The following is a 15,693-nucleotide window of genomic DNA, read 5'->3' on the forward strand; positions in this document are numbered from 1 at the left end:
TACTGATCACAGTCGGTGCTGTGATTTTGCTGACGGGTGTCTATATGCCGTTAAGAGCGATAACACTGTTCCGTTGTCTTGGAATGGGCAGGACAAACGCTATCGGTGAAGTCTTTGACGAACACAATAAAGACACGTATTCCTCGTTGGCGATACCGCCGCTGCCGGTGAGTATCATGATGTTAGTGATGATGTGTTACTCACTGACTGCTTTTAGTACTTCGAATGCGCCAGAAGGGGCTAACTACCTGCTTTTCTTCCTGCCAGAAATTACCGCAGCTTTAGACATTGCGTACGTCTATCGAAACCGTACAAAGGGTGGCCCTCATTTTCACCTTAAAGACCCTGCAGCCCCACAGGCATGAACGCCTGAATAGTTTCTGAATTCGAGTGCGTGGGCCGTTCTCCCTCGCACTAGTTAGCGTTTTAAAAAAACAGGAGGGCATCATGCTTTTGGTACTCCGTATAGGGTTGACTCTCTATTGTTTTCTCACCGTGGGCAGCGTGTCTGAATGGTTGGCCATCTCACTCAGTGGCGTGCTGACGGTGCTGATTTCGCTTTTCATCATTGTGCCCAGTTTTAAGCTGTCATTTTGGCGAACCCTCCGGCAACTGGCTTGCAGTCGCCTTGTGCTGACTGGCATCAGTGCATTTGTCATCGCAACGTTTTTTTATGGGCAACTGACGCTCTTAGTCGAACTCAACCAACCTCTGCTAAAGGGGCTTCATCGTCCAGACTTTCCGGATTATTGGGCCGCAGCCCGGGCCTACGATACCTTTTTCGTTTGGGTTGGATTGTTCCTGGTCTTAACAATTTTGCTGGAAGAGTGGCTGGTACTGTTTTCCCGCCCGCCAACGTTTAACTGGTACTACTTACAGGGTGTGTCGGTAACGTTGGCGTTTGCCGTTGTGGCGTGCGGAGAATACCTCGGGTTAGCCACACAAGCCTGGTTGAGTGCGGTCGTCTCTTATGTCGTCATTGTTTTATTTCATATTGGCGGTTTTAGGTTTGAGCACAAGCAACTGAAACGAAACACACGCTGGCTGGTTTAAGCCGTTCGGTTTTTAACAAGAGAGACAGAATATGACTACGGACAGAAAAGAGACAGAAGTGCAACCAATCAAACCAGGCATCGAAATAATGGCGATTACGATACTCACGATACTGACGGTTATTTTCCTGTTAGCGAACCACATATCTGAATCAACCTTTCAGGCTCGCTGCCGGGGTCATGAAGAGCGGATTGAAAAGTCACTGAAACAAACGATGGCCGGTGAGGATGAACGTCATTTAATTCAAACCAATTTCCAGCAATACAAAAAAGATTGCAGTGCGCATTAACAGGGTGTTCGGGCGGACATGAACGAAGGTTAAACACGACAGAAGGGGAGTTTACATGACAGAAGAAGAGAAAGCGGAAGTGAAGAAACTCATCAATGAGCAAAACAAGGCTATAGACCAACGTATTGAATCACAGGAAAGAGAACTCGATGCGCTGCTTAACCGGGCACCATGGTGGCACTGCTTTTTTAACGAGACGCTTGATGTAATTTTGGCCACGCTCTGCAAAGGCATCATTTTGGGAATACTGGTGTTCTACCTGCTGATCAACCCAATTATTTAAGGTTAAAGGCGTGGGCGATAAGAGAAGCCTCGTGTTTTCTGCCTGGAAAAGAGGCTATTCGGTAAACGATGAAAGCGACCAACGTGTCGATAAGGATAGCAAATGGGACAAGGTATAACTTTAAATCGCAGCGTCTATCTGTGCCTGATAGTGCTGATACTGTTGGGTTGTAAAGTTGAGCACATAAATAGCGATTATGTATGCTTCAATGCGGATAACCACTACATTGATGGCAGTACCGGAACGTCGGCGGTATTCCGGGTCGACAGCGGGCAAGGCACCCAGATAGGCTACAGTGCAAACGGGGGACTGGTTCTGCACAGTGAATGTGCCGCCGCCCTGACCATCAGGGATGATGGTTCAACCACTTATGCCTGGTTTGAATATGGCCGTGAAGTTGAGTACGACAGTATTCAATCCCTGCGCTTTTTTACCGCGAATCAGCGCATCAACCTCCACGCACGCAGAAACATCAGACCAGGGATACCAACCGAAGAGTACTCGGAGCGAAGCTTTGATTATAACAGTCGACCACAGCGTACGCGGACGGTGTTTTATGGCGAATTTCCGTATTCAGAAATCGATGTTCGTGACCACTATGACCAGGGATCAATTCGACAAGTCTCAGCTTCAATTGGTTCAGCGTCAAAAGTCTATCGATGGAACGATAATACCGACCAATTTGATTGTCTGTATACGTCGCACACTGATACGGCATTTGATATTGGGTGTCAAAATGAAGCGAGTTTAGACCATAAATTTCTTGGTTTAAGAACGCCGCTTGAGGATTATTTTCAGTCACTGGCCGAACCATTTCTGTATGAAACGGAGGAGGCTGAAATCCAACGTCATATCGACCGTTATTAATCAAAATTCATCTTAGACGATATCCTCAATCTGTTCGATGAAGCATGCGCTCATGTTGCTCCCAAATAGTCACTGAACACAATTGTTCGTTGTGTTCTTTGCCTTACTTCCTTCCCGAAACAGGAGTAAGTCATGAGAAAAAGAAATTACGTTGGTCATCTGGCGAAGGCCCCAAGAGACTTTAATAAGCCGAATTTTAATCTGGGGTCGAGAGACATGGTTAAAGCGCTGATTAATGCCAGTTTTGAGAATCAGGGCGGCATGGTCACCAACACACACAGAGCCAGGTTGCCCGCTCTGAAGCACTTTATCTCTTTCATCAAAACCCATAAGCCTGTCAAACGGTTAAACGAGATAGAAAAGCAGCACGTGGTTAGCTTTGGCGAGTTCCTGAAAAACAACGCCGACGAAGAATTGTTATCTCCAGCAACCGCCCGCGATTATCTTTCTCATGTCAATCGAGCGCTGGCACAAGCGAGAGGGGATGAAGCGTGTGTAGTGAATGCGACACGGGATTTGGGTTTTACTCCAAAATCTGGCATTGCCACCTTAGATAGCTCAGTCAAAGAGGGACTTCATGAAAAAGTGCTACCACAGGTCACCCCTGAAGTCGGCTTTGTGATGCAATTGCAGCGTACTTTTGGTGTCAGGTTCAGGGAAGGTGCGCTTTTAGATGCGTCGAGGGTTTTAGAAGAGCTATACAGAGGACGGACACCGATGTTGCTATGTGGCACGAAAGGTGGTCAGCCGAGGCCGTTACCTGTGGACTCGGAAGAAAAGTACCGGTTGCTGGTGAGAGTTGCGGCATTTCAGCAGTCACTTGGGCAGGATTCACTTATCCCTTCCCACTTGTCCTTTAAATCTTTTCAGAGCGATGCGTGGCGACAAACCAAGCAAGCAGATACCTCTTATCTGAGCCACGGCGAACGCAAACACTTTGCTTGTGAGGCGTACTATCAGCTTATGGGCGTCTGTTGTCCGGTTAAGGCCAATGTGGCGCATGGAAAAAGGCATCATCAGTACATTGCGAGTACACTTAACATCAGCGAAGCAGAAGCGAAACAACGTGATTATGATGTTCGTCTAAAGATCTCCAAGCTACTTGGCCACCATCGAGTGAGCATCACCAATGCTTACTTGGGATAGGGGAGTTGCTGTAGTAAGTTCGAGATATACAAAAGACTTATAATCTATGTCAGTGGTGATTATATTTATTTTTCTTTGGTATTTAACAAACTATCGGCCATAAATGATTTAGTTTAATCCCACTAAATCATTTATGGCCGGTTAGTAAAAGTGGACCGCCACCGATTTCCTAGACAAATTTCGCCTATTCTTGAAAAAACTGGACAGACTCATTGAAGATAATAGACGCATTGGACCTCTTGTATAGTCAAAGGTTTGATGCTTTTGCTTTGATCTCCAGTGATAGTGACTTTACAAGTCTTACTACGAGATTGAGAGAGTCGGAGGTACACGTCATCGGTGTTGGAAAAGCGATGACACCGACTTCATTTAAAAACGCTTGTGATGACTTTGTAGCTATCGAGAACTTAAATGCTGATGCTGATATTGGAGAGGCACAATCAAGCTCTAGACACGACGCAGAACGTGAATTATGTCGATTAATGCATCAAGCTTGGCAAAATTATAAGGCTATGTTCCTCTTAAGTGTTGTTAACTTCTTTTAATTCAGTCTTTTATTGAACTCACTTACCCTAACTTGGCCAGGCTATCCTTGCTGGATGAATGAACAGTTCTGAGGCGGAATGTACGCAGGGATGAAACTGAGAAATTGGACTTTTTCAGACAGTGCCTGTCACTCCAAGGCACCTTACCTCAAGGTCCTAGCCAAATGGCTAGGACTTTGTAAGCAGCCTGATATTTCAGGCCGTTTGTTTATGCCAACAGGCGTCAGGACTGAGGCAGTTTGTCTCTCAAAGCCCTGATCTTCGCTTCCGTCTCTCGGTACTTTCCCGCTTTGTTGGTCAGCCATTCCGTCAGGTTCACATCAAAATAGAAACCATCTCCGTGTCCTCGAAAGTTATAACCAACGCTAAACGCATTGTAAAAGTGCAGAGTAGGACCATAACCAAAATCACTCACACCAACTCTGTCTGTATACACCACCGTTGCTGACATACCAAACGGTACCTTCCAGTCCCACATATTAAAGCCAATCACTTCCACACCCAGACTGAATTCCGTGCGGTGCCCTTTAACCGCATCTGGCACATTTTCGACTAATAGTGATGGGTGCAAAAAGAAGTACTGAACTTTGGCAGGCCCCGATATCGCAGACTGGGTGTAGTGTGACTTATTGAACTGGTACGATACAAACTCATCAAGAATGGTTTGTGCGCGCCCCTTTTCGTAGTAACGCTCCCAACGGGCCATCGTACCTTCCACCCGAGCATTAAGTTTTGCACTTGCTAGAACTTTCTGAGTGTTGGCATAGCCGTTGATTGCCTCACCAATTGCATCAAACAGTCTTTTGCAGTTCATTCCCATTTGCTCTGAACATGCAAAGAAGTCTACTTCTCCAGAAGCATCCCCCATCGTCAAGGTCAGCACACCATCATTTGCGGTAGAGTGAAACTCTTCAAGACGTCCCTCGGGAAAGTCAGAAAGAGAGGCAGACCATGAATTAAACACTGAGACATAGTCACTGATTGGAACCGCGTTAGAGGCATTTTCCCCAATGATTGCCTCTTGTTGTGCCAGCAATGCAGAGACTTTCCCCGGTAAAGCGCTCGCAAAGTCCCTCACGCTATCTTCATAAGAACCTTTATTTTGCCCTGTTGAGAGATACTGACTTGTACATATTGCCTGCTCAGCTTCATTGGCAAGAATAGCTATCGACTTCAAGTCAGCCTGAAGGGTCAACTCATTGTTAAAATCGGGAAACGTATTTTCCTCTGAAGGGTGGCAGCTTAGGTCTGCCGCATTTACCATATTGGCAGCAAGGAACATCAGAATCAGGGACGATTGCATGAGTCGTTTTTTCATGATGCCTCTCCCGCCTCTTTCAACGCTTTCACTGTCTCTTCGATCAAACGATATATCTCTTCGATGGATTTAATGATCTCTTCCACTTTTTCCGGTGTTTGATCATCGATCTCCAACTCTTCGACCATCTGGCGCACGTTATCAAACTTGTCGTTGATAGAGCCTACACGGTACTTGTCCTTCGCATCTTCATATTGACGGTCATAGATGAGGGGAAGCGAAGTAAACAGGTTTGTCATAAACCAGCGAACAAATTTGGGGTGAGCAACATATTGGCAGAAGTCATGAGGATTGGTGCTTTTTTGTATTCCCTGCCGTTGGTTATACACATCCCCTTTTTGGTGCGAACGGAATGGGAATGGAAGCGTGAACGGATCCAGTTCGTTATAAATATTAAGGTGTGTTGAACCAATGGCACCATTCGACTGATTATGTACATGGCTTTTCACTGGACTCACCCGTCCACTCAACAGCGACGTTAACCGCCCAACATTGGCAAACGTAATAAAATTATCGACTGCTTCGAGTCCTTTATGGCCAAATTGCCCATACATTTTGTCCAGCGCATCATGAGCAACAGCCGCCCCAAGAGAGTGTGCAATGATGGTAACTCGATTCGACTTTCTGTTTAACCTTTCGAGAACGCAAGCCAACTTCTCAGAGGTTTCCACACCTTTTGGTGTTAAACAGTAGATGATGACATCCAGCCAATGAGTATAGAAAAAGCCGTCTTTGTTTAGATCTGTGGCTTCATGAATGATATTTGCCATGATATTTGCCCATTTGGGGCCTTTTACCAGCAATTCTGCAATTTGATCTTTATCCTGTGCTTCAGAGAGTTTTTCCCTGTGTTCATCAAAGTCGTCACTGTAATTAAACTCCTCAATTACAAAACCACTTTGCTTAGATATATCGAAGTTTTTTAACTTTTCGATACCAAAAAGAGGAACCGTTTCATTAAAACAGCTAATGAAATTCTTCTTCATCTCTTCTTTTTTATGTGTCCCCATGCCATGCACAAGGAGGATGGTGTGTTTTCCTTCAGCCACAAAAGACCTCGCTATATTATATTTAAGCAATCCCCTAATAATGGAAAAGACTTTGCCTGTTAATTTGCAATTAAATCTTATCCACCATTTGCATTGAAAATTGATTCACATAATTAAGTCTATACTAGACTATATTTTGTAATATAGGTGCTTTTTGGTCCTCTAAGTATGTTATCCATACTGTAAACGTAGGGTAAGGGTTAATTAATACAGCTCCAATGCTATTTCAAATAAGCCAATACGTAATCTGCTTGCGATTACTATAAATACTGTTTCAACGATGAAAAGAATTCGTCCATAACTTTCACAGTTGGTGCTTCTCTTTGTAACGCAAAAATGTCCAGAGGTGAGTTGAGTCGGGTGAGTGGGTAGTGTGATCACCAAGCGATTCTGTCGTCCCTTAATTACCAAGCGACTTTGTCATTGCAATAATTACCGAAGGAAATTGACGGAACTCTTTAGCGTACCTTTTAAAGTAATTAAATCAGCTTTAGAGGGTGCTAAGGATGTTCTACATGGATTCAAAATCACAGTTTACCGTCGATATCATTAGCAAAGTCTTTGATGCCAAAATCACTATAAACTATAAATAGTGTAACTCAATTGCTTCAAAAATCTCGAAGAACCGTTGAGCGTTACTTAAGTCGCTATCGCAAGGAAGGTATTCGGTTTATCTTTCACGGTAACACCGGCCGTGCCCCCATCAATAAAACCCCTGAGTCACTCAAGAAAGAGGTTCAGAACAAGTACTACGACTTTAATCTTCAGCACCTCCCAGAGTTCCTGAGCGAAAATGAAGGGCTGTCTATAAAGCGTGAAACGTTACGCTCTTGAGCTCATGATATTCCCCATGTGAAGCGTTCTAAACGCCGTAGAACTCGAATAAGAAAGTATCTAGAGCGTATGTCGTCGCCTGGGCTTATGCTGCAAATGGATGGCAGTCCTCATCGCTGGTTCGGTGATGAGCGCTCATGTTTGATAGCTATCATTGTGATGCCACGAGTGATATTTATGCTCAGTTCTTCCCATCAGAGACCACGGAAGGCTGTATTAAAGTAATGCGAGCTAATATCGAAAACAAGGCATCTTCAAAATCCTTTACGTAGACGGAGCAGGGATCTTTGGTGGATTTAAACGCATTAACCTCTCGCAGATGCAGCGAGCTTGTGAAGAGCTCGGTCTCGAAATTATGTTCTCACATTCGCCTCAATGTAATGGGCGTATAGAGCGTTCTTTCGATACCTTCCAAGGTAGGCTAGTGCCAGAGCTTCGATTGCATAAGATCGCGGATACGGAAAATGCGAATCGGTATTTACAAGAAGAGTTCATTCCAAACTACTGGGTAAAACTTTTACAATGCTGCTACATTTGTACTAGAAAACTTTATGAATACTGGTAAATAAGTATATAAGTAAATATAGCGATCCAAAAATTGGTAAGTGAGTTTTAGACAGAACTCATGTAGTCGTTCGTTTTAAGGAGACTTCCCAATGGTTAAGCAATTTGATATGCCAGTGATGGTTCCCGTACCTATCAAAACGAAAGGACACTTAACGCATATTCAATTGTGGCGATGGATATCATTTGTACGCCGCTGGAGGCTAGCAGAGAATTGGTATTATGAATACTAAGGGCATCGATATGTGATTCCCAAAGGTTTTGAGTTCGACGGTGCTTCTATCCCAAAGCCACTGTGGTTTCTTTTGTCACCAACAGGTCTGCTTTTAGTACCGGGATTACTTCATGACTTTGGTTATAGATATATGTATCTTTGGGAGGTAGATAGTTCGTCTCCTACAGGATTTAAGAGAGCTAATCAGAGTAGGGATCGTTTAGAGTGGGATGCACTTTTTCATAGTGTAAGTATTGACGTCAATGGAATGTCAATAATCAGCGGGTTGGCGTTACTGGCGCTAAAAGTTGGAGGTGGGCGTGCATGGCGGCAAAATCGTGCCAAGAATAGTGATGATATATCCCCTCAGTAACCGCAATAATTCGATTTTTATACAAGTATGTCTAATCCGAAACAACTCTTATGCATTGATGACGCCAACGCCTTTCTGTCCAGAGACATCTCACGACGCCTAGTTTGGGGACAAAAGCGAGTTAGTGACGCCACACCCATTTTTATTTATTTGAGCGTTGTAACCCGATTACCTAAGCTAAATGATCTAACTTCATAAGACAGCGAGGCGTCGATTTTGACAATATTTCTTATTGTTACATTGTTTATGCTGATTTAAGCGTGGATATGTTCACGCTATAACTGGTCAAAATCTGTAATTCAACAAGCAGAACGGTTTGACGTCTGGTTAGTGATAATAGGTATAGTCATGTTTTATTATGCGGATACCGAAAAACGGAATTGCAATTGGTTATTGTGCGCGATATGTGGTTAACAGGTTTTGATGCACCTTGCTGCCTACCATGTATATCGACAAGCCAATGAAAGGTCATAATCTTATGCAAGCGATAGCTCGTGTAAATCGTGTGTTTAAGGATAAGCCCGGAGGTTTGGTTGTTGACTATATTGGTATTGCCAAAGGGCTTTGTTGCGGAATTCAACTTGAGAGCGAACACTAGCAAAATCGTTTAAGAATTAAGCATGATGGGGAGGGCATGCCTTCTCTCTGAATTAAGCAACAAAGCCACGGAGATCTCCAAACCTGTTGTCCGTCTTAAGTGTGACTTTAATACGTTTACCGTTTAAAGGCTTTAAAGCGGTTAGGCCACTATCGGGTAGCAAGCTTGCTGGCCCTTTTTACTAAAAATTATAATATTATAATTTTCGGCTATTATTTTTAGAACCGTATGGTTCAGTTCTCATATTCAAATTTGAAAGAATATTTTTCTTAACCATACTTTTATCAATGTAATTTTTGGAATAGCACTATGGTAAAGAAAAAGGATAATATTGATAAATCAGAACAACCACTTAGTTTGTGGCAGGTATTTAAAAATCTATTGCGGAGATTAGAAAACCAATGGACAAGTTATAGCTTACTTGAAAAGCTTATTTGGATTTCATCTGGAACAATAGGTGTACTAGGTATAGCTGATCTTTGGGATAAATTCGTCAAAGTTAAAGGTTATTTAAAACAAGCTGTTGAGCTCTATCATGACTATCAAATTACCATGATCTTAGCGTTAGGGGTGGAGCCTACTCCTTTTGTTATTATGAATGTAAAATTAATTTGTTTGTACTTATCTACTCAGGTATTGACCTTCAATGCCATTAAAAGCACATTGAGTAGAGAAAAAAGAAATACAGAATCTATTTTTTCTAGAGATAATAAAAAAGTAAATATTCTATTTGGGATAGTTTTTGGTTATATATTTTGGCTTTGTTTAGCGCAATTTTTTTATCAAGAGTATATACCTAGTATTCAAGAGTTCTTAGAAAGCACTCCATGGTATATTAAATTATTTGTATACTTTGGTTTGATTTATATTTCCATTGGGATTATAGATAGTGAACGCCTATTTCTTTCACTGTTTTTTGGGAATGTTGCGATATTGTATTTTATTATGATCATTATTAGCATAGTTAGTGAAAAAATAGGGTAGTTATGACAGTAGTTTGTGCATTTCCCTACATTAGATTGCTGTTGTCTAGTTGTCTAGTTGTCTAGTTGTTAGTTGTCTGCTTAGGACTTTCAGTTAATCATCAGGTTTATTTAACTTCAAGGTACTGTCTAAAAAATGAAGCTAACGGATGGTAACCAGCTGACACGTCAATAATATAAGCGATGGCAATATGCTCATTAGTTTTAATCTCAGTAGAGAACCCTTTGCTCTTAAAGTCTCGATAGTTTGAGCTTGATATATAACGAGAATCTCTACCAACCTTAATGGTCACATTTTCTAATTGTTGTACTCGGCTATCCATCTGGTTTTTATATTTTGGATGTAGACAGATGGTTAGTTTGGCGTCTTTGAGTCCGGTCAACCTACTAATGTATGCCACAACAGTGCCACCCGACGTTACGGCAAGTTCTTTCGACTGCCGTGACTTGATAGGGTTAGTGGTTAGACCTAGTTCAGACAATAACGCCCTCAATTGCTTTTCTACATCGTCTCTCATAAATCTATCATTTGGAGAACGTAGATCGCTCATTTGTTTAGCGCAGGTTGAAGTGTTCATGGTCTTTATACCTTCTGTGGGAATTAAGTTAATTTGTTTGCTCGGATCTACTTGGCTAGGTCTGGTCGTCAAGTTACCTGTATATTCAGCGCGAGGTACTTTAACTCCAAGATCTGTTAGTTGCTGGAATAACGCCGCTTTCATCTCATCCAATGTATTACTATTGGTTTGGCTCGACAGGTTTTGTTTGTCTTTTCTGCCCATGTAGTAGGCTATCCTTTCAGCGTTGGCACCTGATGGGTGCGGAATTCCAGTTAAGATCTGCTTGTGTCCAATGTAGCCCTGTTCAGCTAGATAACTAAGGATCTCTGCCGTTCCTTTGCCAAGCGGAATATACAAGACATCGGAGGATAAGGTCTGGCACTCACTCGCCAGATAGGTATCGACCATTGATTTTAAGATAGGGTGTTTAAGCCCTTGCTGCGCGGAGCTGATAGGCTCACCATTAACCAATACTGGGTAGCGAAAAACGGAAGTGCTATGCAGTAGATGTTGGTCTGTTGTAAATAACTGGCTTGCGGATGTTAAGCCCCAATGTTTGCTCAGTCCAATGTAGTCTAAAAGCGCAACCAGGTTGTTACGAAGCGTACCTGAAAAGCTAGCGGTATTTTTGGCATTCTCTAGGATCGTTGAGGTTGACGCTCCACGATTTAGCCACTCGCACGCGCACGCATTCGCATTATCAGCTTGCGTTTTCCCAGGCGATATCCCAACGATGCATATCTTGGCTCTTGGGTTTACCGCATCAAAGGGAGAGTAGTAAACCTCGATCGGTCCGTCACTCATCATTTTTAATTCAGGAGCGAAGGGGTAATTTTTGCTGTAATTCAATAAGTACGGTTTGTATGCTTCAAATTGATTTTTCATAATGTCCTACTTAGTTTCGTTTAATTTTGCCGCTAAAGTAATAGCCGCATGTAATCATTGAATTACCTTCTTCGCAGATGATTAGATAAGGAGGATGCTTTGCGCTGAGCTTATCGATTAGGTGTCTAATTGCTTTCTGTTTGCGTTTTTTAACTCTTGATGGGATTTCGTTTGAACTCCGCAGGTAGTTAAGAGCTTCCTTGAGTGCGTTCAACCACCGGCTTTTTTCTTTCTGGGAGATGGTGCAAAGAGCTGTACCTCCTTTTTGATAGAAATCCTGGCCTATGGAAGACAAAACATTAAGTTCATCTTCACTAAAACCGCGCTGGTTGGCTCTAATGCTTCCGTGCTTAGTTGTACGCATCTTGGTTCTCCTATTTTAGTCCTAGGGCTCTTAAGATAAGTGCGGCGTCTTTTGAGACTTGCTTGCTTGACGTTTGTTGTTTTGAATTAGCCATAAGTCGTTCCTGTCATAATCAGGATTACTTGCGGTTTAAGCTGTTTAGCCAACGAATTGTTTCTTCACGCGTTACGAACGTTGACCGGCCTTTTTCTTTCTTTACGACGGCAAGTTTTCGATGCTCTGGGGTTGAAGGCGAGGCGAGGTTTCTGACTGCACGCTCGGTCTGGTAGCCGCTCAATAGCGTTAGTTCACGAAAGCTAAATAATTCAGTATCGAGCCCTAAGCTTTCTACGTGTTCACAATGAAAAAACGTTTCAGGAAAATGACCATTTATGCCGTAATCTATTGAGCCATAGATAAGCTTTAAGTTCGCAAAGAACGCGATCAGCAGGCGGTGGATTTTATTGTCATCATAGTAATCTTCCATGATCCCGTTTTGGAGAAGGGATTGATAGCACAGGCATGCTGGTATTGTGTCTGCAATAAAGTCATTTAGTCCGCCAAGTACTCCTTGCGGAATGGTTGACTTCTCCAAGTAGCTCTTTTTGTCCTCTGCAATAAAACAGAATTCATACATTTGTAGAAGTCTTGAATGGAGTGAGCAGTCAGCATATTGAATGTGTTTGGTATTTTCAGGCTGAAATGGTGCCACATCCATATCTGAGCCGCTTTCTGGGTCTTTGAATAAAGACTCTGCATGCAGGTAGCCACTATTGACCACTTCAAGATAGCGATGCAGTGTTTGTCTGACGTAAAACGCCATTTCAGCTATGTCATTTTCATTAAATGCTGGATTTTCGGTGATTTCATTAACGTGTATTTTGAAAGCCATGCTAACCTCTAACAAATGGTTACATTAAGAATGTAATCTTATGATAGGTTACATTTTTAATATAATGCAAATTTAAATTACATTAAAAATGTAACTTCATAGTAAATATGTGTTTTGTATAGATAAATTATTAAAATAAAATGCGAAGGTTGGTGAATGCATTTGGGTTAAAGACCGTGACACAACCTATTTGACAGTTTACTTTTGATAGAAAATGATTGCCGTGGGGCACTGGTGAGTCAGCGTAGGTTTTGCTAATGACACCAACTAGCTCGACCCAAAACCATGTCAAAGCGAAAATAAAGCGTTACACGTTTGCTTGTTCAGTGGTTTGGTCCTAATACAGTTGTCACCTTCACTGGGAGGGAGATATTTGATAACAAACCATAAAGGGATCTAATATGAACAACAAAAAGATTTACATTGAATTGCTAAAAATCAGCATCAAGCTCGACGCGTTTACTCAGAGTATTAATGAGGAAGTTGGTCGTTTGAAAACGCTGGCGGAATCGCAAGAACCTGAGCCTCAAAAGGTAAAACCAAGGGATAAAGAATTCTACGGAACAAATATCTTATAGTTACAATTAGCACTTGCAAACTGTCCTACAAGTTCAGCGATAAGTCGAACGTAAAGGCAGGGGAGATGGTAGCCTGGATAGGTTATTTAGGGATAAATGTGAACGTAATAACAGAAATGAAATTGTATAAAATGGCGTAGAAAATAATTTAAAAATCGCCACATTTTCCTTTAAATTCAAAATCTTATTTGGTCGTTTGACGTTATCATCGCCACATTCCGTAAGCCCTTGTAGTGTAAGGAAACCTTATGCTACAGGGGCTTAGTTGTTTCTGGCGTAGCAACCTACTGGTACAAAGGGTAGGTGCAATTGAGCATTCTGACGTCTCCATACAAACACTCTCAAACGGGAGTCTATTACTTCCGTATTGCTGTTCTAAAAGCCTTAGTCCCCTTAATTGGGAAGACCGTCTTCAAGACCTCCTTAAGAACTAAAAACCTCCGTGAAGCAAAACTCCTTTTTGGTAAATCCACTGCCAGCACCACAGTATTGTATTAGTGGTGACAGCCAAGTTGGGGTCCTGACAAGATCCATAAACGTCTTCTGCCTAAATGATTAATCCCTACCCATTAGCCAAAATTGGCTAAATTTCTATTATTAGCCGAAAATGGCTAAATTTGCATTGTTAGCCAAAAATGGCTAAATTTGCATCTACGTATAGAAAGGAGTTCCAATGTGGAGACTACATATAAACCTATCGCCGTGATCAGTGGAGATATTGTTAACTCAACCAAGTTAACCTCTGAACAGTTTGAACAACTACTTAAAAGGATTAAAGATATTCAAAAATGGATCACTGAAGGACACTCATCAAATGCGCACAGTATTGAGCGTGGAGATGAGTTTCAGACCGTGATACATGATATTGAATGTGCGCTGAGATACACCATTGTTTATCGGGTTGGCATCAAAGCACTTGGCAAAGAGTTTGATAGTCGCATTAGCTTTGCGATAGCGTCTAATGCCGATCTACGTGAATCGGTCTCTGAATCTATGGGGGAAGCATTTGTCCTTTCTGGCCGTGGCCTAAAAGCTATGAAAAGTAGTAGGTTGCTTTTTACCTCGGACCGTATTGAACTCAATGAGCGCTTTGATTTGCTCTTTAAGTACCTCGATAGACAGCTAACTGACTTAACCTCACGCCAATGTGAAGTAATGCTTCCAATGCTCCGAACCAACGAAGGTTTGTCGATTACAGAGTTAGCAGAAAATCTTGATGTTGCTGACGCCACTGTCAGTAAGTCACTCAAAGCTTCAGGTTGGCCGCTGATCAGTGAGCTAAATTGTTACTTTATCAACCAGGTAACGGGACTAAAACATGTTTGATTTTTTTGGTGCTCTGATACCGTTCTTACTGATACACATCATTTGTGACTTTTACCTCCAACCAAATCGATGGGTAGAAGCAAAGAAAGAGAATACTTATCGCTCTCCTGAACTGTACTTTCACTCACTATTGCACGGTGTCGCACTCATCGTTCCTGCTCTAGCGTTGGGGATTGATTGGCAGTCAACAATTTGCTTAGTAAGCATCGTATCGGTCAGTCATTTTGCTATTGATCTGTGGAAGGCAACCACACCTAGCGGTGATAAGTTTACCTATTTTGTGATTGACCAAGCATTACATATATCGGTACTCGCGACCATAGCTTTTCATATGACAGATCGCGTAACGATTGTTGAATTGTTACAGCATGAGAAGTTCTCGGATAGTGTTATGGTGGTTTTTGCTTATTTACTCATTCTCAAGCCGACTTCGGTTATGATTGGAAGCATCTTAAGAAAATATCCAATATCAAGCACCATGGATGATGACACTAATGTTTGTGGGCTTGTCGCTGGTGGCGAGTTAATCGGTTACTTAGAGCGAGTGTTAATACTGACCTTTACGCTTGTAGGAAGCTATGCAGCGGTGGGGTTTGTATTGGCAGCTAAGTCAATATTTAGATTTGGTGAACTGAATAAATCAGATGACCGAAGTATGACTGAGTATGTGTTGATTGGTTCGTTGGTATCGGTAGTAATAACGACACTGGTAGGAACCTTAATATCTCTTGGTTTAGATGTAAAAATTAAGTGAGCCCAAAAGGTATATAGTTGTTTGTTCTTTTGGGGAGCAAATGATGCTTGCCAGCGGAACGTGCCAAACATAAGTTAATGCATACAGTTCCTCCTTCTCCCTATGACTAAAAAGTTAACAGTTGTTATTTCCAATTTATTTATAAAAAGCAAAGTCTTATAAAAGCCACTCATGCGGTGTAAATTGAACAGAGAGTTTAGACGTCAAATAGAAGCGTTAAGTTGCATATAATTAGGGAT

The 15,693-nt window shown here is 42.1% G+C and carries 16 protein-coding genes and 4 pseudogenes; 15 read left to right on the forward strand and 5 right to left on the reverse strand.

Annotated elements, in window-relative coordinates:
• The 7 genes and pseudogenes from ACWYU8_RS10770 to ACWYU8_RS10800 all read left to right on the forward strand — a co-directional run.
• Positions 1 to 365: pseudogene (locus ACWYU8_RS10770) on the forward strand (hypothetical protein); the annotation flags it as partial.
• Between the two features lie 82 nt (positions 366 to 447).
• Positions 448 to 1,053 (forward strand): hypothetical protein, encoded by a 606-nt coding sequence (locus ACWYU8_RS10775; protein WP_457519574.1) that lies wholly within the window; start codon positions 448 to 450, stop codon positions 1,051 to 1,053.
• 31 nt (positions 1,054 to 1,084) lie between these two features.
• The gene (locus ACWYU8_RS10780) at positions 1,085 to 1,342 is read left to right on the forward strand and encodes a hypothetical protein (protein ID WP_457519575.1); all 258 of its coding nucleotides are present in this window, start codon (positions 1,085 to 1,087) and stop codon (positions 1,340 to 1,342) included.
• Positions 1,343 to 1,397: 55 nt separating this feature from the next.
• Positions 1,398 to 1,625 (forward strand): hypothetical protein, encoded by a 228-nt coding sequence (locus ACWYU8_RS10785; protein ID WP_457519576.1) that lies wholly within the window; start codon positions 1,398 to 1,400, stop codon positions 1,623 to 1,625.
• A gap of 102 nt (positions 1,626 to 1,727) precedes the next feature.
• The gene (locus ACWYU8_RS10790) at positions 1,728 to 2,492 is read left to right on the forward strand and encodes a hypothetical protein (protein ID WP_457519577.1); all 765 of its coding nucleotides are present in this window, start codon (positions 1,728 to 1,730) and stop codon (positions 2,490 to 2,492) included.
• 132 nt (positions 2,493 to 2,624) lie between these two features.
• Positions 2,625 to 3,638, forward strand: a complete 1,014-nt coding sequence (locus ACWYU8_RS10795; protein ID WP_457519578.1) for a phage integrase SAM-like domain-containing protein — start codon at positions 2,625 to 2,627, stop codon at positions 3,636 to 3,638.
• A gap of 194 nt (positions 3,639 to 3,832) precedes the next feature.
• Positions 3,833 to 4,147: pseudogene (locus ACWYU8_RS10800) on the forward strand (NYN domain-containing protein); the annotation flags it as partial.
• A gap of 259 nt (positions 4,148 to 4,406) precedes the next feature.
• Here the strand turns inward: ACWYU8_RS10800 and ACWYU8_RS10805 are convergent.
• Both ACWYU8_RS10805 and ACWYU8_RS10810 read right to left on the reverse strand, forming a co-directional pair.
• Positions 4,407 to 5,501 carry a hypothetical protein gene (locus tag ACWYU8_RS10805; protein ID WP_457519579.1) on the reverse strand — a complete coding sequence of 365 codons (1,095 nt, stop codon included), beginning with the start codon at positions 5,499 to 5,501 and terminating at the stop codon, positions 4,407 to 4,409.
• A complete protein-coding gene (locus ACWYU8_RS10810; RefSeq protein WP_457519580.1) occupies positions 5,498 to 6,550 on the reverse strand; it encodes an alpha/beta hydrolase in 1,053 nt (350 codons plus the stop codon). The genes ACWYU8_RS10805 and ACWYU8_RS10810 overlap by 4 nt, the downstream gene beginning before the upstream one ends.
• A 506-nt stretch (positions 6,551 to 7,056) precedes the next feature.
• Between ACWYU8_RS10810 and ACWYU8_RS10815 the strand changes: the two are divergent.
• The 4 genes and pseudogenes from ACWYU8_RS10815 to ACWYU8_RS10830 all read left to right on the forward strand — a co-directional run.
• Positions 7,057 to 7,892, forward strand: a pseudogene (locus ACWYU8_RS10815) (ISNCY family transposase); the annotation flags it as partial.
• Positions 7,893 to 8,193: 301 nt separating this feature from the next.
• Complete coding sequence (locus ACWYU8_RS10820; protein ID WP_457519581.1) at positions 8,194 to 8,535, forward strand: DUF1353 domain-containing protein; 342 nt, start codon at positions 8,194 to 8,196, stop codon at positions 8,533 to 8,535.
• Positions 8,536 to 8,912: 377 nt separating this feature from the next.
• Positions 8,913 to 9,100: pseudogene (locus ACWYU8_RS10825) on the forward strand (type I restriction enzyme subunit R domain-containing protein); the annotation flags it as partial.
• Positions 9,101 to 9,442: 342 nt separating this feature from the next.
• Positions 9,443 to 10,117 (forward strand): hypothetical protein, encoded by a 675-nt coding sequence (locus ACWYU8_RS10830; protein WP_457519582.1) that lies wholly within the window; start codon positions 9,443 to 9,445, stop codon positions 10,115 to 10,117.
• Between the two features lie 106 nt (positions 10,118 to 10,223).
• Here the strand turns inward: ACWYU8_RS10830 and ACWYU8_RS10835 are convergent, their stop codons facing one another.
• From ACWYU8_RS10835 to ACWYU8_RS10845, 3 genes are all read right to left on the reverse strand, one after another.
• On the reverse strand, positions 10,224 to 11,561 hold the full coding sequence (locus ACWYU8_RS10835; RefSeq protein ID WP_457519583.1) for a uracil-DNA glycosylase family protein: 1,338 nt from the start codon (positions 11,559 to 11,561) through the stop codon (positions 10,224 to 10,226).
• 10 nt (positions 11,562 to 11,571) lie between these two features.
• Complete coding sequence (locus ACWYU8_RS10840; RefSeq protein WP_457519584.1) at positions 11,572 to 11,925, reverse strand: hypothetical protein; 354 nt, start codon at positions 11,923 to 11,925, stop codon at positions 11,572 to 11,574.
• A 118-nt stretch (positions 11,926 to 12,043) separates the two neighbouring features.
• Entirely contained in the window at positions 12,044 to 12,796 is a 753-nt protein-coding gene (locus ACWYU8_RS10845) for a hypothetical protein (RefSeq protein ID WP_457519585.1), read from the reverse strand.
• A gap of 401 nt (positions 12,797 to 13,197) precedes the next feature.
• Between ACWYU8_RS10845 and ACWYU8_RS10850 the strand changes: the two genes are divergently transcribed.
• The 4 genes from ACWYU8_RS10850 to ACWYU8_RS10865 all read left to right on the forward strand — a co-directional run bounded on the left by ACWYU8_RS10850 (position 13,198) and on the right by ACWYU8_RS10865 (position 15,454).
• Complete coding sequence (locus ACWYU8_RS10850; RefSeq protein ID WP_457519586.1) at positions 13,198 to 13,374, forward strand: hypothetical protein; 177 nt, start codon at positions 13,198 to 13,200, stop codon at positions 13,372 to 13,374.
• A 303-nt stretch (positions 13,375 to 13,677) separates the two neighbouring features.
• On the forward strand, positions 13,678 to 13,872 hold the full coding sequence (locus ACWYU8_RS10855) for a DUF6538 domain-containing protein (protein WP_457519587.1): 195 nt from the start codon (positions 13,678 to 13,680) through the stop codon (positions 13,870 to 13,872).
• A 177-nt stretch (positions 13,873 to 14,049) separates the two neighbouring features.
• Positions 14,050 to 14,700 (forward strand): hypothetical protein, encoded by a 651-nt coding sequence (locus ACWYU8_RS10860; RefSeq protein WP_457519588.1) that lies wholly within the window; start codon positions 14,050 to 14,052, stop codon positions 14,698 to 14,700.
• Positions 14,693 to 15,454 carry a DUF3307 domain-containing protein gene (locus ACWYU8_RS10865; RefSeq protein ID WP_457519589.1) on the forward strand — a complete coding sequence of 254 codons (762 nt, stop codon included), beginning with the start codon at positions 14,693 to 14,695 and terminating at the stop codon, positions 15,452 to 15,454. Before ACWYU8_RS10860 ends, ACWYU8_RS10865 begins: the two co-directional genes overlap by 8 nt.
• The last annotated feature ends 239 nt before the right edge of the window (positions 15,455 to 15,693 follow it).

The organism is Vibrio limimangrovi (assembly GCF_054064025.1).